We start from the raw sequence: 24,601 nt of genomic DNA on the forward strand, positions 1-24,601 counted from the left end.
TTCTGTCCGTTCTCAGGAAACGCGCAATGACGATTTCATTTCCGCTTACAGACAAACGTACTGTCGATGAGCTGCTGAAGCACCTGAACGCGCATAAGCTGTTCTGTCCAGGAAACTGCGCCATCACCGTCAAACCCCTCGCCGCGCACGTTTCGTCGTGCCTTTCATATGCGCTCAGCACCGCCCGGACCGCGTGGTAGACCTGATCGTTCCTCCATTAAGCCTGTTTCGAGTGTGGAGATCCGAAGCTTGACCTCGGCGCAGGCCGCGTTGTTGGCATCCGCCCGGCATTGCTTGATTCCATAACGATACACTTCCGCAGGAGAAAGACATTGATGACGACATTCGAAGCCTATCTCGATGCCCATAAGGGAACATTGTTGAATGAGGACATGGTCGCCATCCTTCGCAATATTGCCGAGGCTACCCGGCAGATTTCGAACAAGCTCAGAAGCTCGTCATTGTCAGGCCTGACGGGCGCGACCGATGCTGTCAACGTTCAGGGCGAGACGCAGAAACCGCTCGATATACTTTCCAACGAGATCATGCTCGAGGCATGCCGTAAATCGCCGGCGGTCGCATTTGCCGTATCGGAAGAACTCGATGCCGAAGTGCTCATTCATCCCGCTGGCAGATATGCGATGATCTTCGATCCGCTCGATGGATCCTCCAATCTCGATGTCAACGTAACGGTCGGAACGATCTTTTCCATCGTCGAGGCTAGCTCCGCGGCTGAGATCCTGAAAAGCGGCCGCAGTCAGTTGGCTGCGGGGTACGCGGCTTACGGGCCGCAAACCAATCTCGTGCTTGCGATCGGAGATGGCGTACAGATTTTCACGCTCGACCAATACGACGTCTACGTGATGACGACCGCGAACGCCAAGATCGTTCCGGAAACCAAGGAGTTTGCGATTAACGCGGCACGTCGCCCGTCCTGGGACGACGTCATTACCGGATATGTCGACAGGTCCATTGGAACTCCTGGGTACAATATGCGTTGGGTCGGTTCGATGGTTGCCGACACACATCGCATCTTCAACCGCGGCGGAATCTTTCTCTATCCCGCTGATCGAAGCAAGCCTGCCTCCGGCGGCCGTTTGCGTCTGCTTTATGAGGCAAATCCTATCGGCTTTCTGGTCGAAGCCGCGGGCGGTTCCGCCATTGCCGGGAAGACCGCGATCCTCGACATCGAACCAACTTCCTTGCACCAGCGGGTTCCGGTGATTTTTGGCTCGCGCCAGGAGGTCGAAAAGATCAGCCGCGCGTATTGTGTCGAGCGGACCATCGAGACGGTGTAGCAACCGAACAGAATTCCGCTTGAACGGGCGAGCACCCGCTCCCACTCCACGCCTTTGTCGCGATGATCGGATCATGAAAAGCGCGCGTGTCGATCGTTGCACCGCCGAGAAGTATCATGAGGATCGAAGCGACGCGCGCAGCGGCGGCTTCCGGTAAAAGCGCCTTCAGCATGTCGGCCATCAATGCCGTCATGGTCTTCTTGCATCGAATGGCGAGGGCACAGATGTTCGGATAATCGGCTCCGAACGAGATTTTGCGCGAACACGCAAAACGTTTGATCGCGCGCCCATTGCCACATTCTCCGGTTGCTCTATTTATCGCTCAAAGGCCATAGGCCTGAAAGTAGACAGTTCCCGTGAACCGGACGCCTTCGACCTTCATGTTCAATTTCTCAATACTCGACTTTCCCGAAAAAGATCGGTTTCATGCTTGGGTCAGCGACAACAACTGCGATTGTATATCGCGTGACGATGCTCCCATCGAGTTCGACACAGAAGCAAGCAGCGCGGCGCTTGGTCCTTTTATCCTATCCACCAGGCGATGGCTCAATCAGGTCCGACCTTCTGCCTATGAGGTTGATCGAACCGAACGACATATACGGAGCGATCGCCCGAAGTTTATCGATGCAAATCGGCCTTCAGGTCCGCATTGGCCGATTTTCAGAAGGCGCTCGCATTGACGTCGGCCGATGATCCAGGCCGCACCAATATGCTGTTGGCAGCAGAATCGGTGAAAAGATGAATTTAATCGCCAGCTTCGCCACGAACCGCGCCGCAGCACGGCACGTGGGGTCGGCCACCGCGACTGTCCTAGCCCTGCCCCATAGATCTATCGTCGTATCATCAACAGAGGACGTTTTCGCTTTGTATAAGACAGCTTTCTACGCTTTTGCGTTCGCCACTATTTCTCTCGGCCCCGCCGCCGCCAGCCCATGCTCGCAACACTATCAGAGCACCGGCGTTCCGCTTGTAACCGGCGTGACCTATAAGACCTGGATGGAATTCCCGTCAATCAGCCCAGCCGTCGCCTTTGATAAGGTTTCGCGGGCGGTCCTGGCCGAAGGTTTTGTGGATGTGAATGTCGAGAAGCAGCTCGGCACGCTAACCGCGCAGCAGGAAACGACCGGTTCGGGTCGGCCTCAGACCCTGCGCGTCGTCGTCAGAAAGAGCGGCAAGGGCAGCCGGGTTGATGCGCTTTTCATGATGCCGCAGGGCCAAGTCGCTCCCAACATGAGCGACAATCTCTGCCGTGTCCTCAATTCTGTAGCCGATTAAGTCTTCCGCGATCCTGCCGAGCATGCGCGTGTTTAATCTCACGTTTCGGCTGCTATTGGAGTTTGATTGCTGTTTGGGCCGGCCGCGATATGCGGCCGCGCTCTTCAATATCGACAGGTTCGACTTGATCCACTCATGAACAACGGCTTCACGACCGCAGTTCAGTAGGAAATACGTCCATCGACGATGGGCGAGGAGCCAGATGAAAGCTGCTGCTTCAACACCTGCCTCGCATCGTCGCTAACAATAGACATGGGAGCGGCGACCACAACTTTCGCTGCGGAGCCCGCCAGGTCCGCGGTTCGCACCGCCGCCATGCCGACCCGATCCGCAAGCGAGGTTTGCCCGGTGTCCAACGACTGTCCTGCCAGCCGGCGTCCAAGCAATTGGACCATATCGCGATTGTCCGCAAACGTATTATGGCCCAGCGCATCGTCGGGTTTAACGGAACTCGTATCGACCACCGTGATACCGAGCTTGGCCAAATCGGCTGCATAAGGTGTCGAATCGAAACCGCCGACACGGTTGACGCCGCCGGAGAGCCATCGCGAGACCTGGAGAGCCTTGTCCCTTGTCGATGAAAAGATCGTGAAATGCGGGTGCTGCGGCCCCATTTCGATCATCTGCCGGCGAAAGACGTCGATATCGATGTCGGGCGACGCCAGGATGACATTCTTTACCTTCGACGGAATTGTCTTGTTACGCATCGCGACGCCGCGCAGCGCCTCGGCGGTCAGCCAGGATCCCATGGAATGGGCAAGAATGGTCACTTCCCCGACGTCAGGGCTTCTGGCAGATTGCAGGATCAGATCCTCCAATGCCCGGCGGGAGAAATTCGTGCTCTCCTTGTCGTAGAGATAGTCGAAGACATTGCCGCGCGAGGGCCAGGTGAAGAGGATCGGCGCGGCGTCGGTTCCCGAATCATGAATGATCTGCGCGAAGCGAAAGACCGCGTCGGAATAGGTATTGTTGAAGCCGTGCACGAAGATGACGACCTGGCGCTTGGCATTGCGGTTCTTGCTGAACCACTCGAAAATATTACGCTCGGACGCCACCCTTCCGACCTTGAGGACAGCGAACTCCTTTTCGGGATTGGCCGGCGCATGCGATGGCCATTGCACTTCGCCGATCTTGCGATTTCGATCGGGAGGAATGGAGACGACGATATCGTTGAGAGAAATCGCCGTTCCACGTTCGCCGGAGTAAAGCTCGCCTGGCTTGTCGGTCGGCTGGCGTGTCGTCGCCACCATCATGTCCACGGTGCTGGTGCCCGGTCCCGCCGTGGCGACCGGCTGGAGAACATTCTCCAGCCGCCCCGCGCATCCGGCCAATACCGATAGGGCCATCAGGACAGAAAGACATGGCCGCCTAGCAGCACAGGTCGCCTTTCGAACGCCAGACATCAAATCACCTCGTGCTGCGCGCCATCACGGGGAATGCGAAACCAGGCGACGTACAAGGCGGGAAGGAAAAGCAACGTCAAAGCCGTGCCGACGACGATGCCGCCCATCATCGCATAGGCCATCGGACCCCAGAATATCTCCCTGGAGATCGGGATTAGCGCAAGCGTTGCCGCAGCGGCCGTCAGCATGATGGGCCGCATTCGATGCTCCGTCGCCTCGATGACGGCTTGCCAGGCCGGCACGCCCTCGCTTCGAAGGTGCTCGATCTGCACGACGAGGATCACCGAATTGCGGATCAGGATCCCTATGAGAGCGAGCACGCCAAGGATTGCGACGAACCCCATCGGCGCGTTGCTGAAGAGAAGTGCGATAACGACACCGATAAGTGCTGTGGGAGCGACAGCGAACACCAGAAAGAGCCTGCTGAAACTTTGCAGCTGGATCATCAGGATAGTCGCCATGATGAAGAGCATCAGCGGCGCCACCGCCACGATCGGCCCTTGCGCTTTGGCGCTTTCCTCGACCGAGCCGCCATCCACGATATGGTAGCCGCTTGGAAGCGTCTTGCGGAATTCGTCGACTTTCGGCTGCAGTTCGTTGACGATCGTCGCCGGCTGCGTCGACCCGACGACTGCGGCCTTGATGGTGATGGTCGGTATGCGCGTCCGCCGCCAGATCGTCGGCTGCTCCAGCTCGTAATGGAAATTCGCAACCGCCGAGAGGGGCACGGATTTGCCGTTCGAGCCGGCCAGTAGAAGGTTCTGCAGCGTCTCGATCGAGCCGCGCTCGGCCGTCTGGGCTCTGCCGATTACATCGATCAGATAGATGTCGTCGCGAATATTGGTTGCGGCCGTTCCCTCGACGATGCCGTTCAGAGCCGTTGCGATATCTTGGGACGAGACGCCCAATTGCCGCGCCTTGTCCTGCAGAACGTCGACTTTGACGACGCGCGAAGGTTCGTTCCAGTCGAAGGTCATGTTGGACAGCAGCGGATGCTGACCGACGATGCCCGCAAATTGCTGGGCGATGTCCCGGACCTTCTGGACATCGGGTCCGCTGATCCGGTACTGCACCGGCTTGCCGACCGGAGGGCCGATGTCGAGCAGCTTCACGAAAGCGTCGGTTCCGGGGAAGGTCTTCGTCAGATAATCCTGCAATTCGGCTTTGACCTTGTCGCGAACGTCAAGACCCTTGGTGACGATCACTGTCTGACCGAACGAAACGTCGGGTGTTTGCACATCGAAGGACAGGATGAAGCGAGGAGCGCCTTGCCCGACATAGCTCGTCCAATGATCGATATCCTTGTTGTTCGCCAGCATCTCGCGTTCGAACCTGGCCATCTGCTTGTTCGTCTCGGAAATCGAGCTGTTCTGCGGCAGGTTCCAGTCGACGATCAGTTCAGGTCTGTCGGAGGAAGGGAAGAATTGTTGCTGCACCAGGCTCATCCCGCCGATGGAGAGGGCAAACGCGGCCACGGTCGCACCGATGGTTATCCAGCGCCAACGCAGGGCAAGGCTCAGGAGCCAGGCGAAGACGCGCGCAAAGCGGCCTTTCTGCTCATGGTGGGATTTCATGGTCTTCGGAAGGATCGTCACGCCTAGAAGCGGCGTGAACAACACCGCGACGACCCATGAAACCAGGAGCGAAACGGCAATGACCACGAAGAGAGTGAAGGTGAACTCGCCGGCAGCACTGGTGTTGAGGCCGACGGGGATGAAGCCCGCCACCGTCACAAGCGTGCCCGTCAACATCGGGAAGGCGGTCGAGGTGTAGACGTAGGTCGCCGCCTTTCTGAGGTCGTCGCCCACTTCCAGTCGGGCTACCATCATCTCGACGGCGATCATGGCATCGTCAACAAGAAGGCCAAGGGCGATGATCAGCGCTCCAAGCGAAATACGCTGCATGGAAATGCCGGCATAGGCCATAACGAGAAAGGTAATCGCCAGCACGAGCGGAATGGAAATGGCGACCACGAGGCCCGCCCGGACGCCAAGGCTGATGAAGCTGATCGCAAGCACGATGACGATCGCCTCGAACAGCGCGCGCGTGAAGCCCGATACGGCCTCATCGACGACGGCGGGCTGATCGGATACGCGTTGAACGTCGACGCCGATGGGAAGATCGGCCGTGACCTGCTCGATTTCCTTGTCGAGCGCCTTGCCGAACTCAAGCAGATTTGCCCCGGTCTTCATGCCGATGGCAAGCCCGATGGCCGGCTGCCCGTTAAATCTGAATAGGGATGAAGGAGGATCGACATAGCCGCGTTTGATCGTCGCGACGTCGGTCAGCGGAAAGAAGCGATCGTTGACGCGAAGATTGATCGATCTGAGGCTATCCTCGGATGTGAACTGTCCGCTCACCCGCAAGGCGATGCGCTCAGGACCGGCGTCGACGAAACCGGACTGGGTGACGGCGTTCTGCGCCTGAAGCGTGTCGATGACGGATTGCTGGTTAAGGCCGAGAGCGGCGATCTTTCGTGTGGAAAATTCGAGATAGATGGCCTCGTCCTGCGCGCCGATGATATCGACCTTGCCGACATTGGGAACCGTCAGCACCTTCGCGCGCGCATCCTCGACCAGATCTCGAAGCTGGCGCTGCGTCAGCCCATCACCGGTGAAGGCATAGATATTGCCATAGACGTCGCCGAAGTTATCGTTGAAAAACGGCCCGACGACGCCGCTTGGAAAATCTCCCTTGATGTCGCCCACCATGTTGCGGACCCGCATCCAGATGGCATTGACATCCTTGGCCTTGGTCGTCGGCAGAAGCTCGACGAAAATGGTCGTCTGGCCGGCAACCGTCTCGCTCTTCGTATAGTCGAGCGAATCCAGCTCCTCCAGCTTCTTTTCTATGCGGTCGGTGACCTGTTTGGTCACCTCCTCGGCCGATGCGCCAGGCCATTGGGCCTGAATGATCATGGTCTTGATGGTGAAGGCGGGATCTTCTTCGCGACCAAGACCAATATAGGAAAACGCGCCGGCCAGAATGAAGACGATCATGAAGTACCAGACGAGCGAACGATGTTCGAGCGCCCAGTCGGACAGATTGAATTTTTTCACGGGGATCTTTCCTTAATCTACCCTGACGGCCTGGCCGTCCGTGAGCTTGTGAACTCCGGCAATGACGATGCGTTCGCCGGGGCTGATGCCTTCGGCGATCCTCACCGAACCGCCTTCGACGAGGTCCCCGTCGATCTTGATCGCGCGAATGGAGACCTTGCGAGCCTCGGTATCGACCACCCAGACGTTTGGCTTTCCGTCTTTCACCAGCACGGATGAGGACGGCAGCAGGATCATCGGATCCGCGATAACAGTCGCGGTCGCGGTAACGACGGAGCCAAGGCGAAATGCTGCCGGCGGATTGATGAGCGTGATTTTCGTGCGCCGCGTGCGGGTGGTGGCCTCGGCTTCCGGAGCAATCTCTCGGACCACACCGCTCGCGCGGATGGTCGGGTCGAGCTGGAGCGCCACTTCAAAGGGCGAGCCCACCTTGAGACCGTCGAAGCTTGCCACCGGTATGTCGATGATGGCATCGCGCTGGTCGGGACGTGCGACGGTGGCGATGCTCTGGCCAGCCGAGACGACCTGGCCCACTTCGGCGGAAGTTGCGGTCACGACGCCATCGAATTCCGCGCGCAGCTGCGCATAGCCCAGCTGCTCCTCGGCCTTGTCCAGATTGGCCTGCGCCTTGGCAACCGCCGCACTCGCGCTCTTGCGGCCAAGTTCGGCTTCTTCGTAGGCCGCCTCGCTTCCTGATCGGCTCTCGAGCAGGGACCGTTGGCGTTCTTCCGTGGATGCGGCATTTACCAGCTGTGCCTGGGCATTCGAAAGCTCGGACTGAGAGCTCTTGACCGCAAGCTCGAGCGAAAGCGGATCGATGGCGGCAACGACATCGCCTTTCCTGACGATGTCGCCGACGCTGACCTTGCGCGCAATGACCCGTCCCAGGACCCGAAATGCCAGCTGGGTCTCGATCTTGGCCTCGACCGTTCCCGGCAGGGTCAGCGCCGAAGCCGCCGTGGACTTGGCGACAACGGAAAGCACGGGACGCGGCGGCTCGTAATGGGCTTCATCCTGTTTTTCGCAAGAAGCCAGCAGCAATGACCCGAGGATCGCCAGGCCAGTCGTGATGCGGATATTCATTTTGCAGCTCCGTTGTCATATGTGACGGTCTGGCCCGATCGCAGGAATTTCGCACCGTCAGCGACAACGATCTCGCCCGGCGACACTCCCGCCCGCACGGCAAAGCGGCCGGTTTCATAGCTGGAGACTTCGACCTGGCGAAGAGAGACGCTCGACGAGGCGGGATCGACAATCCAGACGGCCGGCTTGCCGCTCTTCGACGCCATCGCCGACCACGGCAGCTCGATTGCGTCCCGCGCCGCGGACCGAAACAGCCCGACCACCGGAGCGCCGAGCGGCATGTCCGGCGCCCCCTCGAGCGCCACCTTGATCCTGATCGTCCCGGTCGACGAGTCAATCGTGGGCGAGATTTCACGGACGGAGGCTTCTATCCTGTGAGACGGCGCCGAAAGGAGGCTGACAGCGACCTTGTTTTCAAGATTGCGGCCCAGATAAAGGGATTCAAAGACATTGAAGACCGCGTCGCGCGGACCGTCATGCGCAAGGGTAAAGACCAGTTGCGCCGCTTGCGCGACCTGGCCGACCTCGACGTTTCTGGCGGTGATCACACCGTCGGCATCAGCGCGCAGTTCCGTATAGGAAAGCGCGTCCTGGGCGGTGTCGAGCTGCGCTTGCGCCGATTTCACGCTCCCCTGCGCCGTCAGGAGGGTTTCCTGGGCCTGATCAAGCGCGGCGCGGGTCGTAACCTGCGTCTTGAAGAGGTTCTGCTGCCGGTCGAAGGCGAGCTGAGCCTGTGTCTGCTGGGCGAGCGCCGACTGCAGGTTCGCCGTGGCGACGCCCAGATCGGCCTTCTGTTCTTCTGCATCCATGCGCGCAAGCACCTGCCCCGCCTTCACCGACGAGCCGACATCGACGAGGCGTTCGACAATGCGCCCACTGACCCTGAAGGAAAGATCGCTCTCGACCCGGGCACTGACTTCGCCGGTGATGCTGTTGTTTTCGACGACCGGCGTCACCTTGGCGACGACGGTCTCCACATTCTTCGGCTTGGCCTCGCTCGCGCTTTGCTCTTCGCATGAGGCAAGCGCGACGGCGCTGACACCGAGCCAGGCGACGACAAGGACAGTTTTCATGAATTTGACCTCTTGCATCCGTTCGGCAGACGAATATTATTGACTGACTAGGAAGTCAATGGAAATTGTCTTGACGCCAAACGACGAATAACGCTCAAGGTGGGATATGCCCGATACGAAAAAGCTGACGCGCGCGGAGCAGAAAGCCCGCCGCCCCGTTCAGATCCTGGATGCTGCGTTTGAGGAGTTCGTCGAACGTGGTTACGTCGCGACGCGCGTCGAAGATATAGCCACCAGGATTGGAGTTACGAAGGGAACCATCTACGTCTACTTCGAGACGAAGGAGCAGCTTTTCGAAGCAATGATCCGGCACATTTCGACGCCCCTCGAAGATCTATTGATAAGCGGAAATGAGCTGAAGGGGACCGCTACGGAGCGGCTTCGGAAAAATATCGAGCTGATCTACGATCTCATAATCAATGATCGCAAATTGCGCGAATTGATGAGGTTCGTCATTGCCGAAGGTTCGCGGTTTCCACATATCGTCGACAGGCACCACGACATATTCATCGATCCTCTCGAACGGCAGATGCAATCCCTTATCGACGAAGGGGTAAAGCTTGGGGAGTTCCGTCAAGCACCAGCGGCGTTCTGCGACGCGGTCGTCGCTCCTGCCATTGCCTTTCTATTCTTCAAGCTTCTTTTCGACGAGCGGCGAACTCTGGACAAGGCAAGCTATGTGAAAGCACATATGGATCTCGTCCTGCATGGGCTGCTTGACCGGCGTTGAACGTGCAATGCTCTTTATGGCCTTGCCGGCCATGGTGCGTCTCGGAACTCAATGCGCCCCTTTCGGCTCTCTGATCTGCTTGGTGGAATCGTTCGTCCGAACAAAAAGCAGACCACTCGTGAGATATTGAGCAGAAAGCTAACCGATGAAACAGCGTATGGCCAAAACTTACGGCGGCAGGCTGGAACGATTATAGCCTTATCGACTGACACATGGAGGACAATATGTCGCTGAATGATTTCGGAAATGTCGGAGGCGCCTATCAGAGATATTCGGAGGGGATACGCGGCAGAATACGACACGAACTGGTGTTCCAGGTGGTTGCTGAACTGACAGCTGCGGGAGGAACGGTTCTGGATATGGGATGTGGCGATGGTGAAATAGCCGTGCGTCTATGCGAGGCGGGTTTCAATGTTCTTGGTGTCGATGCATCGCCCGAAATGCTGCGTCGAGCATATTTGCGTAAGGATCAATTGTCGGAGCGAGCCCGCAATCGACTAGATTTTGCAGTCGGCACTATCGAAAATTTCAAGCCAAAGCAGACATTCGACGCGGTCTGCTGCCACGGAGTGTTGATGTACTTGGATGACAGCGGCGCTGCCATTCAAACATTAGCAAACCATGTCAGCCCCGGCGGCCTGCTTAGTATTCTAACCAAGAATGCACTCTCCAACGGTTTTCGCGAAGCACTCCGAGGAGACTATGAGTTGGCTCGGCAATTGATCGAGACCCGCGCGGCGAGCAGCATCGGCAATCTCGGCATCAGCACGCGCGGCGACGATCCTTCAGTAATTGTTGACTGCATGAAGCAATGTGGTTTCAACGACTGCCAGTGGAGGGGAATCCGCATTTTCTCAGATCACCTCGATGCGGACAGCTTTGACGACAGTATGGCTGATGCACTCATTGCGCTGGAGCAGGCAACCTCGCTGCGCGATCCATATAGGCTAATGGCCCGGCTGTTCCACGCGACGGGTCGAAAAAATCAATAGGTTTGCCACTGAGCTGGTCAAGAGCGAAGCGCTGGCGTTATCGTCGCGCCGTTACCTTCCCCGAAAGTCACCGCGCGTCGCCATGCCCGCTTACCGCAACGTGCCGATCGTTGCCGCACAGCTCGGGCGCCATGCCGGCTTGATCGGTGCGGCCAGCCTCATCTTCGATAGCTAGCTGCTGGCAGACAGCTCGTTGTTCGAGAAATAGCTCATCGGGTCTTCGGTGCGGCCACTCGTTCGAGCCATCAGCACCGTGCACTTTCTATCGGCTGGCCAATGCAACTACGCGATCGGCCGCCGCTGAGAAGCCTTGCAGAGACACCTGGAATCCAAGGGCATTGCCGCCATCGGCAACAACCTTGAGATTCAAGCCCGAGCCGGTTCGCAATTTGGCAAGGGTCGGAGCATCGATCGGAAGCAAGGCTATGCAGCCGTTCGGCAGGCAGGTGCGAAAGCGCACCGGCTTCAGAGGCGGCTGATCGTCGATATTCGGGGTGACGCCCGAGTCGAGCACAATACCAAACGGCAGCAGCAGCGTTGCAAGCGCGCTGCCGTCGGGACGCATCTGCATTTCCACGGCGAGCAATCTCTGACCATTCTGCTGGGTTTGATCCTGCGAGAGCGCACAAGACGCAGCCTTGTCGCGCTGATTGCACGCGACATGCCAATCCTGATAGGTCTCTTGCAGGCTGGATGCGCCGTTCGGCAGAGCCGATTGGGCAAAGGCCAAAGGTGCGGGCGTCAGAGCAAAGCCCGCGGAGATGAAGGCAAGTACCGCATGGGATATGCGGCTGATGGTCCGAGATGAAATGAATGCGGAATTTGACAAGGGATAAAATCTCTCAGCTTGAAACATGACCTTGTGCAATCGGTTGCGCAAAAGGCCAAGATAACGGGCTAGCGGCGGCGGCCGCCTTTGAACGCGAACTGGCGCGCCCAAAGGCGGTCATGTTCGAAAGCGTTCAGGTACATACCCACTCTCGTACGCTGCAGCGGGAGCCGGAGCTCTCGCAGGCCTTGAGCGCGAGGTCTTCGGCTTCGCGGCGCGTCGGTGCCGAATTCGCACCCCATGGCGTAACGCGCTTGCCGCCTTCCTTGCCGATGGCGAGTGCGCCGCAATGATTGTAGGGAAAGCCGGTCTTGTCGTCGTCATCCCAGTGACGATGATTGCGGAAGACGCTGACGACGATGCAGCTCTTGCCCTTATCCCGCTCGCAATGCTTGAGGGCGATATCCATGGCTTCCTGGCGCTTGTCGGCTCCCCAGAAGAAGCCGTATTTTTCATCCGGTGCCGAATAGGCGATAGCTGCCCATATGCCGCGCTCTTCAGGCGGGGGAGCCGGCGGCTGTTCTGTCGTGAAGAGATCGGCTGCCCATGGGTGGACGGCGGAGACAAGCAGCATGCCTATCGCGGCAATCGCGGATTTCAATCTCATTTTGCGCTCCCTTGGTTTCCTGCTGCCGAAGCCACGGAAATGACGACGCAGCCGCTTCCTGTCGGTAAAAGCATCGCGTCACCGCCATCGTTGCCGAGCTGGTAGACACCGACCTGGTCGAGATTGTTGACGAGCTTGCTTCCATTCGGGAACTTGGCCGAAACTTCCGGGCAAGACATCGTGAACGGTGCGACGCGAACCATTGATCCTTCACAGCCGGATGCGACGGGTGCAGCAAAGACGATGCCGGCGGCCGGACCGCTATAGCCCTGTGTGGCATAGTTCATGCCGACAAGCGCTTGCACGGCATGCTTGTCGGCTGCCTCTTTGTTCCACACCGATTGGACATTGTACTGCGTGCCATTGGTCAACAGCTGCCCGAGAACCGGGAAAATCGTCGAGCAGGAATGCAGTCCGGCCTGCTTGGCGTGCTGCAGGAATGGCGTATCGGGCAGCGCCTGATTGGCATCGTTCGCGGCCGCGACCGCCGGCTGGGAGAGAAGATTACCCAACACATCATATCGGAAGGCGGCATAGCCGCCAGCGGCGACGATTGCGATCGCCAGCACCGAAAGGGCGGCGGTCTTTCGCCAGCTTCGCTTCGGCCTGACTTGCTCGACGGCCAGGTTCTGAATTGCGGCGTCCTTGGTGTTTCGCGACATGATGCGATCGTGAATTGATTGCTGGGTCATTGAAATCCATCCATCACTTTATCGCCTTCACGGCTGTGGAAAGGCCCTTGAGATTTGCGGTCACGCTGATCGTTCTCCCGTCCGCGGTCGGGTAGGAAACCGTTGGCGCGGTATTCTTGGAAATCTGCTCGCGCAGTAGGGGGCCGACCGGCAGCATGCCGACGCATACCGTGTTGTTGCAGCCGTTGAACCGGACCTGTATCGGCTCCTTGCGGCCCTCGAATTGCAACAGGATACCGCCGTCGCTTTTGGCAATCGGGGCCGCACGCAAGATCATGTAGGGATCACCCTTTTTCGTCGCGGCGAGTGACCAGCTGAATGCGACCTGTCCCGCCTCGTTCTCGATGATCTGGGTAACGTTGCAGACCCGCTGGCGAATTTTGAGATTTTCGTCGCAGATCAGCGTCCAGTTTTCGAAGGGACGAATGGTCCGCTGATAATCGCCAGGCTTCACTTCCGGAGGAACGACGACGTCGGACGGCTTTATGCGATACGCGGGAGCGGCAGTCTCCTGTCCGGCTGCAATCGAGCCGAACAGGAGCATGCACATCAGGAAAGTCGGGACGCCGAGAAGCGCTCCTTTGACCATGACAGGCTCAATTCAGAGTGAAGCTGAGGCCAGCGCCGACACCCACCTGGCCGCCGGCTGCCGTACCGGACAAATTCGCCCGGACCCGCCCGTTCTCGCTGGTGTAGCCGGCACCGAAGGCCAAGGCGCCCTCGCCTCTCCACACACCGCCGCCAACTGCCACGCTCACCTTGCCGGGGCGATCGTCATAGCGAAGCGATGCCGCGGCAAGTCCAATCGCGGCTGCCTGTCTCGCTTCCGACCGTACGTCTCCGAGTTCTCGGTTCAATTGCCCGAACTTCTGGTCGGTGTAGTTGTTGGCGGAAGCCAGCGTAGTGGCGGCGGCCGTGTCCGTGTAGGATTTGACCTGAGTGATGCTGTCACCCAATTGAGCGACGTTGACGGCATCCGTCGGGGCGACACCCTTGCCGACATTGGAAATGACCACCGGCGCATTCACGTCACCACCCTGCAGCGTGATGCTGTTCTTCTTGCTGCCATCGGGATTGAGGTCATAGGTGACTGCGTTCTTGGTGATCGTTCCGACACCCGTCTGCAGACTGTTGATCGCCTGATTGGTCGCAAAAAGCTGCGATCCGTTGATGGCATCAGTGCTGGTGTCAGAGATGCGACCAGCGGCTACGTTCGTGATGGTTCTTTCAGCCCCTTGAGAACCCACACTCACTGTTCCGACTGGTGCGGTGCCGGCAAAGTTGTAGTGCTGACCCTGGATGTCGGTACCGGTGGTCGGGACGGCAGCCTGTGTTGTGGAACCGGAGCCCAACGCCACATCATTTGCATTGTTGGCCTGCGCCCCCTGGCCGAGCGCGACCGCGCCCTGCCCTGTCGCCGTAGATCCAAGTCCTGCCGCCAGGCTGCTCACGCCGCTGGCTACACTCTGTGGACCGATCGCAACGCTGTCGGTGCCGCTGGCGCTGGAATCCGCTAGCGTCGAGTTGGCGTGGAAATACTTGATGCCGCCGCCACTCGTGATGTTGGTCAGCGTGTTATCGACCGCACCGAAGGCATCATAGACCGTATTGTAGCTGTTGCCCTGGATGTTGTAGGTGGGACCGGTGATCGACCCATCCGGGTTTACCGTCGTGCCGCCGCCGATCAGGGTGGTGATGTTGGTGCCGAGGCCCTTGAGCTGGCTGACATTCACTGCATCCGTATTTGCCGAACCGGCAGCAACATTGGTCAGCTTGCGTTCCGAGCCGGCCGAGCCGATCGATACTTCCCCGACAGAGGTTTGCGGGCCAGTAAGGGCAAAGCCGGTGTAGCCGGCTTGAGCGCCCACGGTCGTCACGGATTGTGCGCCGAGAGCGACGCTGTTGATGTTGTTGGCTTGCGCGCCAGCACCGAGCGCCACCGACTGGACGCCCGCAGCCAGCGAGTTCGTGCCAAGCGCGACGCCATCAGCCAGCATGACATGGGCATTCTGGCCGATGGCCGTGCCGCCAGGGGCAACCTGGTCGACGACTGCGCCATTGCCGATGCCGATGCCATTGTCGCCGTTGACGACGGTCGTCGGGCCGACTGCTACCGACTCTGCGCCGACGGCAAGCGAGTCACCCGCCGCCGAATTGGCATGGAAGTATTTGCTTGGTGTCGTCGCCACCGAAGCGATGGCGCCCTGGAGCTGACGAACGGTGACGGCGTCCTGCGCGTTGGTGCCATCAGCCACATTGATGATCTGTCGATAGGCCGTGCTCGAACCGACCGAAACGGCGCCCAGCAGGGTCTTGTCCGTCGTATTGTATTGGATGAAGTTCGTCGGCCCGGCCGCGATCTGGCCGGTGGCCGGCGCCAGGGCACGATCGGCAACCGATCCCGAACCAAGCGCCACGCCGCCGACGATGGTCGATTGGCTGTTCATGCCAAGCGCGAGCGCATTGTCGGCGGTCGAGGTGGCGTTATAGCCGACCGCCGTGGAGCCGACGCCCTGAGCCGAGGAGTCGCTGACGGCAAGCGTGCTGTCATTGGTGCGCACATATCGGATACCTTTACCGTTTGCATCGGTATAGGTCGTCGATGTGTCACCGGCGAGATTGTTGATCGTATTGCCGAGATTGGTCAGGTTGCCGTTGATGGTGGTGACCGTCGTGCCGAGAGCATCGACCGCCTGGTTGGTGGCGAAGAGCTGCGAACCGTTGATGGCGTCGGTGGACGAGCCGCTGATCCGGCCCGCCGCCACGTTGGTGATGGTGCGCTCGGCGCCAACTGCGCCGACGCTGACCGTCGAAGCCGGATTGGTGCCCTGGAAGGCGTAGGTCGTGCCGTTGATCACCGTACTGGCGGTGCCGACGGCGACGTCGGTCACAGAGCCCGAACCGAGCGCCACTGCGCCTGCGTTGCCGGCGGTAGCGTTGACGCCCAGAGCGAGCGCATCTGCGGCACTGGCATTCGCTTGTTTCCCGAGAGCGGTTGCTTGAGCGGCGGTGGCAAATGCATTTTGGCCGACCGCGGTGCTGGAGATGGCCGTGGCATTGGCATTGGGGCCGATGGCCGTGCTGTAGTCACCCGTGGCCTGGGATATGTATCCGAACGCTGTCGCGTCGAGACCGGAAGCCGTCGCGCTGTTGCCGGCCGCGATGGCGTTTGCCCCTGCCGCAGTCGAGAGAGGTCCGATCGCAACCGATTCCGCACCCGTCGCCGATGAGTCTGCCGCTGCCGAATTAGCATGGAAATACTTGATGCCGCCACCGGTGGTGATGTTGTTAATCGCGGTTGTGTTCAGGTCAACCTGCTGGTTGGTGGCAAACAGCTGCGAGCCGTTGACGGCGTCGGTGGACGAGCCGCTGATCCGGCCCGCCGCCACGTTGGTGATGGTGCGCTCGGCGCCAACTGCGCCGACGCTGACCGTCGAAGCCGGCGTCGTGCCAGCAAAGTTATAGGTATTGCCGCCGATCACCGTGCTAGCCGTGCCGACGGCGACGTCGGTCACAGAGCCCGAACCGAGCGCCACTGCGCCTGCGTTGCCGGCGGTAGCGTTGACGCCCAGAGCGAGCGCATCTGCGGCACTGGCATTCGCTTGTTTGCCGAGAGCGGTTGCTTGAGCGGCGGTGGCAAAGGCATTTTGGCCGACCGCGGTGCTGGAGATGGCCGTGGCATTGGCATTGGGGCCGATGGCCGTGCTGTAGTCACCCGTGGCCTGGGATATGTATCCGAACGCTGTCGCGTCGAGACCGGAAGCCGTCGCGCTGTTGCCGGCCGCGATGGCATTCGTCCCTGCCGCAGTCGAGAGAGGTCCGATCGCAACCGATTCCGCACCCGTCGCCGATGAGTCTGCCGCTGCCGAATTAGCATGGAAATACTTGATGCCGCCGCCCGTGGTGATGTTGTTGACCGTCGTGCCGATGGCATCGACCGCCTGGTTGGTGGCAAAAAGCTGCGAACCGTTGACGGCGTCGGTGGACGAATTGCTGATCCGGCCCGCCGCCACATTGGTGATGGTGCGCTCGGCGCCAACTGCGCCGACGCTGACCGTCGAAGTCGGGTTGGTGCCCTGATAGGCGTAGGTCGTGCCGTTGACCACCCCACTGGCCGTGCCGACCGCCGTGGAGGTCGAGGAGCCCGAGCCCAAGGCCACGTCGCCGGAACTCGCCGCCGCCGTTGCGCCGTTACCCAAGGCGACGTTGCCGACGAAGCCAGAAGCGCCCGCCGTGGAGCCGTTGCCGAGCGCGACAGAGCCCTGACCGATCGCCTTGTTGTTGTTGCCGATCGCGACCGCACCGGCGGCTTGGTTGGCGCTGGTGGCGGTCGCCGTGCCATCGCTATTGGCGATGTTGTTGGCGCCGCCGGTGAAGGCGCCGGTGCCGCTCGCATAGCTTGGATCGCCGATCGCGACCGCGCCATCGCCGTAAGCGCTATTGCCGTAGCCGATTGCGACGGCCTGACCGCCATCGGCGATCGCGCCCGTGCCGATTGCGACGGAATCATCGCTGAGCGAGCCGGCGGCGGTGCCGATGGCGATCCCGTTCACGCCTTGTGTCACCGCGCCTGCTCCGACTGCTGTCGAGCTCGCCCCTTGCGAAACGGCCGTCGTGCCGATGGCAACGGAGTCATCACCTGAGGCCGTAACCGAACGGCCGCCAGCGAACGCACGGGCGCCTGTGGCCTTGGCCGTGCTGCCGATCGCAGTTGCGTCGTTGGCCGCGGTCGTGCTGGTGCCCATGGCGATGCCGTTGTCTCCCGTGACATTGGCATTATAGCCGATCGAGGTCGTCTTGTTGCTGGCAACGCCGATACCGGCATTGGTGCCGATCGCGACGTTATCGTTGCCGGTTACTAGGTTACCCACGGCTGCATTCACCGAAGCATCATAGGCGACGGTCCCGTCCCCGGTTCCGAGCGCAACGTTACGCGTTCCCGTAACACCGGAGCCAGCGCCTCTCATGCTGCCGGCGACACCACCGCCAATAGCGGTGTTCTGCGCGCCGCTCACGAGACCACCCGCCGCCGTGCCCATGGCGACGGAGTTGGCGTTGGCTGTCGTCGAACCGGAACCCGCGCCCTGGCCAACGGAAACCGAAGCCTGGCCTGCGCCCACGGCACCCGATCCGACCGCAATCGTGTAATCGCCCTGCGCCTGCGCCAGATTGCCGACTGCACTGGACGCAAGGCCGGTTGCCTGCGCATTGCGGCCGATCGCGGACGACTGAGCCCCTGTGGCTATGGTTTCGGCGCCGAGCGCTGTTGCGTTTTGTCCTGAGGCATTGGCCGTATTGCCGATGGCAGTGGCCGCCGGTCCCGAAGCTGCGGCCTGAGAGCCCACAGCGAGCGATTGGCTGGCACTGGCAACGGTGCCGATACCGAGCGCGGTGCTACCGAGCCCGCTGGAGTTGGCGCTGACACCAGCAGCGAGTGAATTGTCGCCTGTCGCTTTCGTTCCAGATCCATACGCGGAAGCATTTGTGCCGCTAGCGACGGCGGTACGCCCTGTGGCGACGGTATTGTCGCCGCTGGCATTGGCACCGGCGCCCGAGGCAACCGAAAGGACACCACCGGCACTCGCGTTATTGCCGAGCGCGACGCTGGAGGTCCCGGTGGCGGCAACGGTTGCGCCCGATCCTATTGCGACAGCACCGCCGCCAGCGAGCGCCTGTGCCTGATTGCCCAAGGCGACCCCAAAGGCACCTGACGCAACGGTGGTGGAACCTACGGCAAGAGAGTTGGTCCCCGAGGCAGCGGCTGATGTGCCAAGGGCGATGGTATCGGTGTTCGAGGCATTGGCGAGATAACCCATGGACGAGCCTCTCAAGCCGGAAGCGGTCGCCCCATTTCCGACTGCGGTGGACTGGTTGGCTGATGCCGTGGCCGACGTGCCGAAGGCACTGGCGCCTGTCCCCGTAGCAGATGAGCTGGAACCAACCGCATTCGCCCATGCTCCCGTGGCCGTCGCAGCGGAGCCTAACGCAACAGACTCGAACGTGAAGCCGGAAGGAGCGGTGCCGCTTGCATTAGCATTGGTGCCGATGGCAATCGGAGAGCCGCCGCCTGTTCCAGCGTTAGCCTTGGAGCCGACGCCCATGGCGATAGCGGCGCCGTTTGACGATGAGGCGTTGGAGGACAATCCAACCGCTATCGAGGCGCCTCCGGAAGCGCTCGCAGTCGAGCCGAGGGCGACGGCGTTCGCTCCATTTGCCGTGGTGTTGACACCAAAGGCCGAAGCGCCGTCCTTCAATGCGCGGGCATTTCCACCCACGGCAAGAGCATTGACGCCGGTGGCGTTCGCGAAAACACCCATGCCTATGGCATTGAGGCCATTGACACCCATCGAATAGCCGATGGCGATCGAAGCATCCCCCGTTGCACTATTGGAGGTACCCAACGCGATGCTGTTCGGATTATTCGCTACGGTACCGTTACCGATAGCGACGGCGTTGCCGCCGGTCGCCGTGCCGCCGCCGGCGGCATACTGCGCCAGAGCCGGCGTGGCGATGCCCCCGAATACGATCGCTCCCAGTGCCGCCACTCCACCAACACCCAGCATCCCGTGCCCCAGACGGCTCCGCTTGAAGCCGAGCACGCGAGATGCCATCCGCAGCACCGCCATCAGCCGACGGCGAACCAGGCGATTGCCATCACCGCCCGAAATCCAGCTTCGTGCAAATCCGACACGCGATTTAGTCTGCAGATGTTCCCCAACGCACTCGCTCATGCTGCTTTCTCCTCGCTGCTATCTGGACGACCAAGCGCGCGTGAACCCGCATCTGCGGCTGTGTCGTCGTTGAGATTTTGCGCTTCCTGAAGCGCGCGGCCCATTTTGGCGGCCTGACTTTCGAGCTGTTCGCGCACGGTGTCGGCCCATGGCTGCGTCAGTTCCGGAACGGAATACAACGCGGCGTCAGCCCGATCGGGCGGAAGCTTCATCGTCACCAGGGCGCGGCAGACATCGAAATGGAATAGTGGTTCTCCTTCCCCATAAGCCGGAGAGGTCAAACCGAAGACAAGGCAGGCAAATAGATAATCGACTTCCGGGCCGGTCAGGCGGCTGGCATATCGTTCTTGCAAGGCAGTCCAGGCTACCTCGATTTTCGGAGCAAAGATTTCAAATTCAGGGAATTGAATGTCCATGAAGCACCGGATGGTTACCAGCACGAACATGGCCTTATTTCAGCACAACGGTATTTTAGAAAATTCCGGATTTTTTTTAGGAAATTACGGTTTTTTGCTTAGCCGGTTGCAGGTGTAACCGCTTTGCCACACTTAACCTGAAGCTGTTCCGCATGAAGAGGCGAATCGCCTGATGTTCGGCGCCAAACGATTCTTTTCATTCCGAAAATCTCTTCTGCCGCGTGAGCAGAAAAACCCCATGCCCACATGCACCTCTCGGTCAGCCCGCGGAAAACATAGGGTTACGGAATATTCGAATTGGCTTGGGACGAATCCGGGGCTTGCCTACAAACCCGCGCGGTTATCGCATGTATCGAAGCTCCGTCGGCGTCCGTCCACGGTATCTCTTCATCGTGGTCGCCAGGTGGCTTTGATCCGAAAACCCCGTCATGTAGGCGATTTCCACAATCGCGATCTCGCCCTCGGCTAGCAGCTTTTCCGCAAGATCCAGGCGCAGATTTATCAGATACCGGTGTGGGGGCATGCCAAAGGTCTTGGCGAATCTCACGATGAAATGGTTGGGCGAAATGCCAGCGACCGCCGCAAGTTCAGCGACGTGAACCTTTTCGGTGAAATGTTCGCGAAGATACTCTTCCACGCGTCGAGCGCTTTTCGCGGAGAGCCCTCCCCTGGGCGACGGAAGCTGTCTCATATTGTTCGCATAGGTACGGAGAAGATGGGTACTAAACAGCGTAACCAATGAATCCAGATAGAGTTCATTCGGAGTTGCTTTCCCGGTTAGCTCGACGGAAATCCTCTGCCCTATGCCGAGGGCGATAGGGTCGACGGTTCCAAATGCTGGAGGTTCGAGTTCTACGTCGGCAAGATCAAACTCCTGGAGCGCTAGCTCGGACAAGATTTGGGGAGGAATCGCGACCACCAGATTTTCCCTGGTTTCCGACCAGGCAAGAGTGCTGTCCACGCCGGCAGGATTGATGATGAGGCAGCCAACAGGCGCGTCATACTGGGTGATCTTGTCGCTGCCGAGAGACGCTCGCAAGCCACGCATGGGAGCCAATACGATTCCCATCGCATGTTCTTTGGCCAGGAACGTTTGTGATCCAGGCTCGCGAACGGAGCTGATGACGCTCCCCCGCATGGTGGCCTTTCTCGGACCCGCGCTTTCGGGAATTATGTCGAACACATATCGATCGGTACGTTCCCGCACCTCACCCGCATAGTCCATTCTTCATCGCCCCGCCCGAACGAAATCATGCAATTACTAACAAGCAGACGAGATCCCAACATCATCCGAGATCTCATTATTCCCAACACTGCCCGCCGGATACCGCCGTAAACCAGCTTATAGCGCAAGATTAAATAGTATAATTTACCGAGTTGGGAAGGGGAGATATGCGGATGGTAAAGAAAGTATAAGCCAGCAGGGCACGGCACTTTTTAGTCCGCTCGAACAGACCGCGCGCTCTTCGGCACCTGATCGCACGGGATATGGATATTAATTCACGGAGCATGACCGCCTGCGGCCGATCATTGCGGCTGCTAAAGATCGCCTCGGCGCTTTTCATATAAGTCCCAAGCGACATCCACCATCGCTAGAAGAACATCCTTCTGATTCCATCCAGCGGCAGCCGCGGCCCGAACGATTTCACTAACTATAGGCTGCAATTGGCGCTGGCACTCGTTTGAAATGTCATCGGCCCCGTTTCCTACAGGTGGTTCACTAAATTTGAATTCTGCCATTCGCGCTCTCGCAGCCTTAATATATGTCAGCTATCACATTCCCAACATAAAATAAATCCGTAAGGACGCCCCGAGATTTTCATAGCCCCGTACCTAGTCACACTATCGCTATGCTGTAATCAAGCCAAACTTCATTACAACCATTAACTCTATATCATTGGGCAACTCGCACAGTGAGCAGCAAGTGATACAAGAAGAACGGAAGTTATTCTGCCGCCCCGACGAAAGAGCTGAAAGACGCGGCGGCAAATCTCCAAAGCCGATCGTCAGGCCGAAATCCTCAACGAAGGGGTCTGTGCCTTCGAAATCGCGAACATTGCGTATCACGACACTCAAACCGTGAACGAGCGCAGACGGGCCTTCTGGATTTCGCGCAAATGGCAGGCGCACCCGCAACGGGTTAATGCGGCCCGGGTCTTCGGATTGTGGTGCCGGAGAGCTAGCCTATCGCCCGCTATTGGACCTCATGCACATAGCGATGGCTTCTGGTCGTCGCACGATGTTTTGCGACGAGAACCGGAACCGCGGATTGATCATAGGCCACTTCGTCGATCGTCAGTACGGCGCTGGGCATGCTCAACTGCAACAGCCGGCAATCCTCCTCCGTCGCCATGTCGGCGGCAATCTGCTCTCTGACGGCGGAAATGCGAATCCCGTAGCGATCGAGAAGGAAGAGATAAAGAAGGGAGGGAATCTCCTCCTTCTTATCGGGAAACTCCGGCAGCATGCTCGCCGAAAGTGCCATGACTTCATGCATGACCGGCTTGCCTCCGACGCTGCGCAGCCGGTGAATCGAGATGACTTCAGCCGCATCGTCAAGCCGCAGTCCGGCCCGCTCTTCTTCGTTCGCCCCACGGCGTTTCAGCGAAAGAATGTCGGATGTCGAGTTTTGCAGCGAACCGTCGAGCCCGTGCAGGCGAAAATACTGGAAGAAAAAGCGAAGGCTGTGCTGCGGCGTGCGACCGGTGACCACCGTCCCCGTCTTGCGCCGGCGGCTGAGCAAGCCCTCATTGGTCAGGTCCTGCAGGGCACGCCTGATCGTGCCGACAGCAACTCCAAACTTTTGCGACAGCGCGATCTCGCTCGGCAGCACGGTCCCGGCCGGCCATTTGCCCATCATGATCGCTTCCGTGATCTGACGTTTCACGACTTCATAGAGCGGAACGGAGAGCTCGGATGCACGCGGTACATCTGCTGAAAATTTGGGCATTTCGCGCAATTATTTGCCTCTTATTTGGAGTTGACTCGAAGCGTGAGCAGCAGCATCATTACTATATAGTTTATATAAATACGAGTGCGGAACCTCCATGTGTTTCTGCGCGTCTTTTCGGAATTCGAGCATGCGCGATCAAATCTTGTCATCTTTCGAGGAGCCATTTGCAAGCGCCTTGAAAATCATTGAAGAGACCGTCGAAAGCGCTGTCAGCGACCTCGCGCGGATGGTCGCGATCGATACCTCATTTCCGCCCGGAGACGGCTATCCCGCTTTTGCGGCGCTGATGTCGGGCCTGCTGGAACCCATGGGCTTTCATTGCCGGGAGGTTACCGTGCCGGAAGAGCTATGGCGGGTCAGCAATGGCCCTGCCCAAGGGGCGCGGGTTAATCTCATTGCCGAGCGATCCGGCAGCAAGCCGGTTTGCGGGCTGTACTACCACGTCGACACGGTTCCGGCCGCCCCTGCCTGGCAACAGGATCCGCTCTGTCTGCGCCGCGAAGGCCAACGCCTCTTCGGGCTTGGAGCCGCGGACATGAAAGGCACCATCGCGGCGACCCTCCTTGCGCTGCGTGCCGCCGATGCGTGTGGGGTCGAGCTTGCCTACGATCCGATGCTGCTCCTCTGCACCGATGAGGAAGGCGGCCTCTATCCGGGAATCCGATATCTCGCCGAGCAGGGCATGCTCAAGGGACATATCGTCAATTTCAACGGTTCGGCGGCACCACGCATCTGGGCGGGCTGCTTCGGCGTCTTCAATCTTCAGATCACTATTCGCGGCCATGCGGTTCACGCGGGCGAAGGCAACCGCACCGGCTCGGGCATCAATGCCATCGACGGAGCCCTTCCGCTTCTGAATGCCTTGCACGCCTTGAAGCCGCAGGTGGCCGCCTTCGCATCCGGCTTGCCAGCGCCGCCGCATGCGAGCGGACCGCTGCGGCCACAGCTTTCCATCGCCGCCATCAATGGCGGTACGTCGGGAGGTCAGGTTCCCGCGGAACTGAAGATCCTCGTCAGCCGCCGTTACGCACCCGAGGAAAGTTACGAAACGGCAAGGGCTGAGATCGAAAAGCTCGTACGCACCATCATGGCAAAATCGCCCGAGCTGCGCGTCGAGATCGATCTTGTCGGCCATCTTATTCCGACCTCAGATCCGGACGGTCCGCATTGGCCGCGCTGGCAGAAGGCGCTCAGCCTCGGCTTCGGCTATCAGGATTCCGATTTCAGCAAATGGGGTGCCGCCAGCTGCTCCGATTTCGGCTACGTGCAGCAAACGGGTGCGATGCAGGAAGTCCTGCTCGGCGGCCTTGGACGTCCGGAGAGCTGCATCCATAGCGCCGACGAACATACGACGACCACGGATATCGTCGCGCTGGCGCAGAGCATCCTTGCCTATCTCGCCCGCGACTTTGAGACCGGCCTTATTCCAGAACACGCACCATCAAAATAAGGGAACATCG

At 59.6% G+C, this 24,601-nt stretch carries 18 protein-coding genes; 6 read left to right on the top strand and 12 right to left on the bottom strand.

Annotation, left to right across the window (positions count from 1 at the left end):
* Window positions 1-26: 26 nt before the first annotated feature.
* The 3 genes from AC13RC_RS07480 (at window position 27) to AC13RC_RS07490 (ending at window position 2,573) form a co-directional block, all read left to right on the top strand.
* Entirely contained in the window at window positions 27-200 is a 174-nt protein-coding gene (locus AC13RC_RS07480) for a hypothetical protein (protein WP_173004553.1), read from the top strand.
* Between the two features lie 135 nt (window positions 201-335).
* Complete coding sequence (locus tag AC13RC_RS07485) at window positions 336-1,298, top strand: class 1 fructose-bisphosphatase (protein ID WP_488556839.1); 963 nt, start codon at window positions 336-338, stop codon at window positions 1,296-1,298.
* Between the two features lie 864 nt (window positions 1,299-2,162).
* Entirely contained in the window at window positions 2,163-2,573 is a 411-nt protein-coding gene (locus AC13RC_RS07490; protein WP_488556840.1) for a hypothetical protein, read from the top strand.
* 161 nt (window positions 2,574-2,734) lie between these two features.
* Here the strand turns inward: AC13RC_RS07490 and AC13RC_RS07495 are convergent, their stop codons facing one another.
* The 4 genes from AC13RC_RS07495 to AC13RC_RS07510 are packed head-to-tail and all read right to left on the bottom strand — an operon-like array spanning window position 2,735 to window position 9,191.
* Entirely contained in the window at window positions 2,735-3,976 is a 1,242-nt protein-coding gene (locus tag AC13RC_RS07495; RefSeq protein ID WP_233790002.1) for an alpha/beta hydrolase, read from the bottom strand.
* Window positions 3,976-7,035 carry an efflux RND transporter permease subunit gene (locus tag AC13RC_RS07500; protein WP_113388668.1) on the bottom strand — a complete coding sequence of 1,020 codons (3,060 nt, stop codon included), beginning with the start codon at window positions 7,033-7,035 and terminating at the stop codon, window positions 3,976-3,978. Before AC13RC_RS07500 ends, AC13RC_RS07495 begins: the two co-directional genes overlap by 1 nt.
* Before the next feature lie 12 nt (window positions 7,036-7,047).
* A complete protein-coding gene (locus AC13RC_RS07505; RefSeq protein WP_488556841.1) occupies window positions 7,048-8,118 on the bottom strand; it encodes an efflux RND transporter periplasmic adaptor subunit in 1,071 nt (356 codons plus the stop codon).
* Window positions 8,115-9,191, bottom strand: a complete 1,077-nt coding sequence (locus AC13RC_RS07510) for an efflux RND transporter periplasmic adaptor subunit (RefSeq protein ID WP_113388689.1) — start codon at window positions 9,189-9,191, stop codon at window positions 8,115-8,117. The genes AC13RC_RS07505 and AC13RC_RS07510 overlap by 4 nt, the downstream gene beginning before the upstream one ends.
* A gap of 106 nt (window positions 9,192-9,297) precedes the next feature.
* On the opposite strand from AC13RC_RS07510, the gene AC13RC_RS07515 reads away from it, so the two are divergent.
* Both AC13RC_RS07515 and AC13RC_RS07520 read left to right on the top strand, forming a co-directional pair.
* Entirely contained in the window at window positions 9,298-9,921 is a 624-nt protein-coding gene (locus tag AC13RC_RS07515; RefSeq protein WP_113353148.1) for a TetR/AcrR family transcriptional regulator, read from the top strand.
* A gap of 224 nt (window positions 9,922-10,145) precedes the next feature.
* A complete protein-coding gene (locus AC13RC_RS07520) occupies window positions 10,146-10,913 on the top strand; it encodes a methyltransferase (RefSeq protein ID WP_162749384.1) in 768 nt (255 codons plus the stop codon).
* Between the two features lie 262 nt (window positions 10,914-11,175).
* Here AC13RC_RS07520 and AC13RC_RS07525 read toward each other — a convergent pair whose 3' ends face one another.
* The 8 genes from AC13RC_RS07525 to AC13RC_RS07560 form a co-directional block, all read right to left on the bottom strand.
* Window positions 11,176-11,742 carry an invasion associated locus B family protein gene (locus tag AC13RC_RS07525; RefSeq protein WP_113388671.1) on the bottom strand — a complete coding sequence of 189 codons (567 nt, stop codon included), beginning with the start codon at window positions 11,740-11,742 and terminating at the stop codon, window positions 11,176-11,178.
* A gap of 133 nt (window positions 11,743-11,875) precedes the next feature.
* A complete protein-coding gene (locus tag AC13RC_RS07530) occupies window positions 11,876-12,349 on the bottom strand; it encodes a DUF4189 domain-containing protein (protein ID WP_113388672.1) in 474 nt (157 codons plus the stop codon).
* Entirely contained in the window at window positions 12,346-13,041 is a 696-nt protein-coding gene (locus tag AC13RC_RS07535) for a hypothetical protein (RefSeq protein ID WP_113388673.1), read from the bottom strand. Before AC13RC_RS07535 ends, AC13RC_RS07530 begins: the two co-directional genes overlap by 4 nt.
* 13 nt (window positions 13,042-13,054) lie before the next feature.
* Entirely contained in the window at window positions 13,055-13,630 is a 576-nt protein-coding gene (locus tag AC13RC_RS07540) for an invasion associated locus B family protein (protein ID WP_113388674.1), read from the bottom strand.
* A 7-nt stretch (window positions 13,631-13,637) separates the two neighbouring features.
* A complete protein-coding gene (locus AC13RC_RS07545) occupies window positions 13,638-19,772 on the bottom strand; it encodes a calcium-binding protein (protein ID WP_488556842.1) in 6,135 nt (2,044 codons plus the stop codon).
* Window positions 19,769-20,218 carry a hypothetical protein gene (locus AC13RC_RS07550; protein WP_488556843.1) on the bottom strand — a complete coding sequence of 150 codons (450 nt, stop codon included), beginning with the start codon at window positions 20,216-20,218 and terminating at the stop codon, window positions 19,769-19,771. The genes AC13RC_RS07545 and AC13RC_RS07550 overlap by 4 nt, the downstream gene beginning before the upstream one ends.
* Window positions 20,219-20,528: 310 nt before the next feature.
* Window positions 20,529-21,413, bottom strand: a complete 885-nt coding sequence (locus tag AC13RC_RS07555) for a helix-turn-helix domain-containing protein (RefSeq protein WP_488556844.1) — start codon at window positions 21,411-21,413, stop codon at window positions 20,529-20,531.
* Between the two features lie 969 nt (window positions 21,414-22,382).
* Window positions 22,383-23,138 carry a GntR family transcriptional regulator gene (locus AC13RC_RS07560; RefSeq protein ID WP_113331023.1) on the bottom strand — a complete coding sequence of 252 codons (756 nt, stop codon included), beginning with the start codon at window positions 23,136-23,138 and terminating at the stop codon, window positions 22,383-22,385.
* Window positions 23,139-23,268: 130 nt separating this feature from the next.
* Between AC13RC_RS07560 and AC13RC_RS07565 the strand changes: the two genes are divergently transcribed.
* Entirely contained in the window at window positions 23,269-24,591 is a 1,323-nt protein-coding gene (locus AC13RC_RS07565) for a M20 family metallopeptidase (protein ID WP_488556845.1), read from the top strand.
* The last annotated feature ends 10 nt before the right edge of the window (window positions 24,592-24,601 follow it).

This window comes from Martinezella sp. CNPSo 3890 (genome assembly GCF_057784455.1).

Bases quoted from the DNA above. Each gene is read 5' to 3' on its own strand.
- AC13RC_RS07480 (WP_173004553.1), top strand. From the start codon at position 27: ATGACGATTTCATTTCCGCTTACAGACAAACGTACTGTCGATGAGCTG.
- AC13RC_RS07485 (WP_488556839.1), top strand. From the start codon at position 336: ATGACGACATTCGAAGCCTATCTCGATGCCCATAAGGGAACATTGTTG.
- AC13RC_RS07495 (WP_233790002.1), bottom strand. From the start codon at position 3,976: ATGTCTGGCGTTCGAAAGGCGACCTGTGCTGCTAGGCGGCCATGTCTT.
- AC13RC_RS07505 (WP_488556841.1), bottom strand. From the start codon at position 8,118: ATGAATATCCGCATCACGACTGGCCTGGCGATCCTCGGGTCATTGCTG.
- AC13RC_RS07510 (WP_113388689.1), bottom strand. From the start codon at position 9,191: ATGAAAACTGTCCTTGTCGTCGCCTGGCTCGGTGTCAGCGCCGTCGCG.
- AC13RC_RS07515 (WP_113353148.1), top strand. From the start codon at position 9,298: ATGCCCGATACGAAAAAGCTGACGCGCGCGGAGCAGAAAGCCCGCCGC.
- AC13RC_RS07520 (WP_162749384.1), top strand. From the start codon at position 10,146: ATGTCGCTGAATGATTTCGGAAATGTCGGAGGCGCCTATCAGAGATAT.
- AC13RC_RS07530 (WP_113388672.1), bottom strand. From the start codon at position 12,349: ATGAGATTGAAATCCGCGATTGCCGCGATAGGCATGCTGCTTGTCTCC.
- AC13RC_RS07535 (WP_113388673.1), bottom strand. From the start codon at position 13,041: ATGACCCAGCAATCAATTCACGATCGCATCATGTCGCGAAACACCAAG.
- AC13RC_RS07540 (WP_113388674.1), bottom strand. From the start codon at position 13,630: ATGGTCAAAGGAGCGCTTCTCGGCGTCCCGACTTTCCTGATGTGCATG.
- AC13RC_RS07545 (WP_488556842.1), bottom strand. From the start codon at position 19,772: ATGAGCGAGTGCGTTGGGGAACATCTGCAGACTAAATCGCGTGTCGGA.
- AC13RC_RS07550 (WP_488556843.1), bottom strand. From the start codon at position 20,218: ATGTTCGTGCTGGTAACCATCCGGTGCTTCATGGACATTCAATTCCCT.
- AC13RC_RS07555 (WP_488556844.1), bottom strand. From the start codon at position 21,413: ATGGACTATGCGGGTGAGGTGCGGGAACGTACCGATCGATATGTGTTC.
- AC13RC_RS07560 (WP_113331023.1), bottom strand. From the start codon at position 23,138: ATGCCCAAATTTTCAGCAGATGTACCGCGTGCATCCGAGCTCTCCGTT.
- AC13RC_RS07565 (WP_488556845.1), top strand. From the start codon at position 23,269: ATGCGCGATCAAATCTTGTCATCTTTCGAGGAGCCATTTGCAAGCGCC.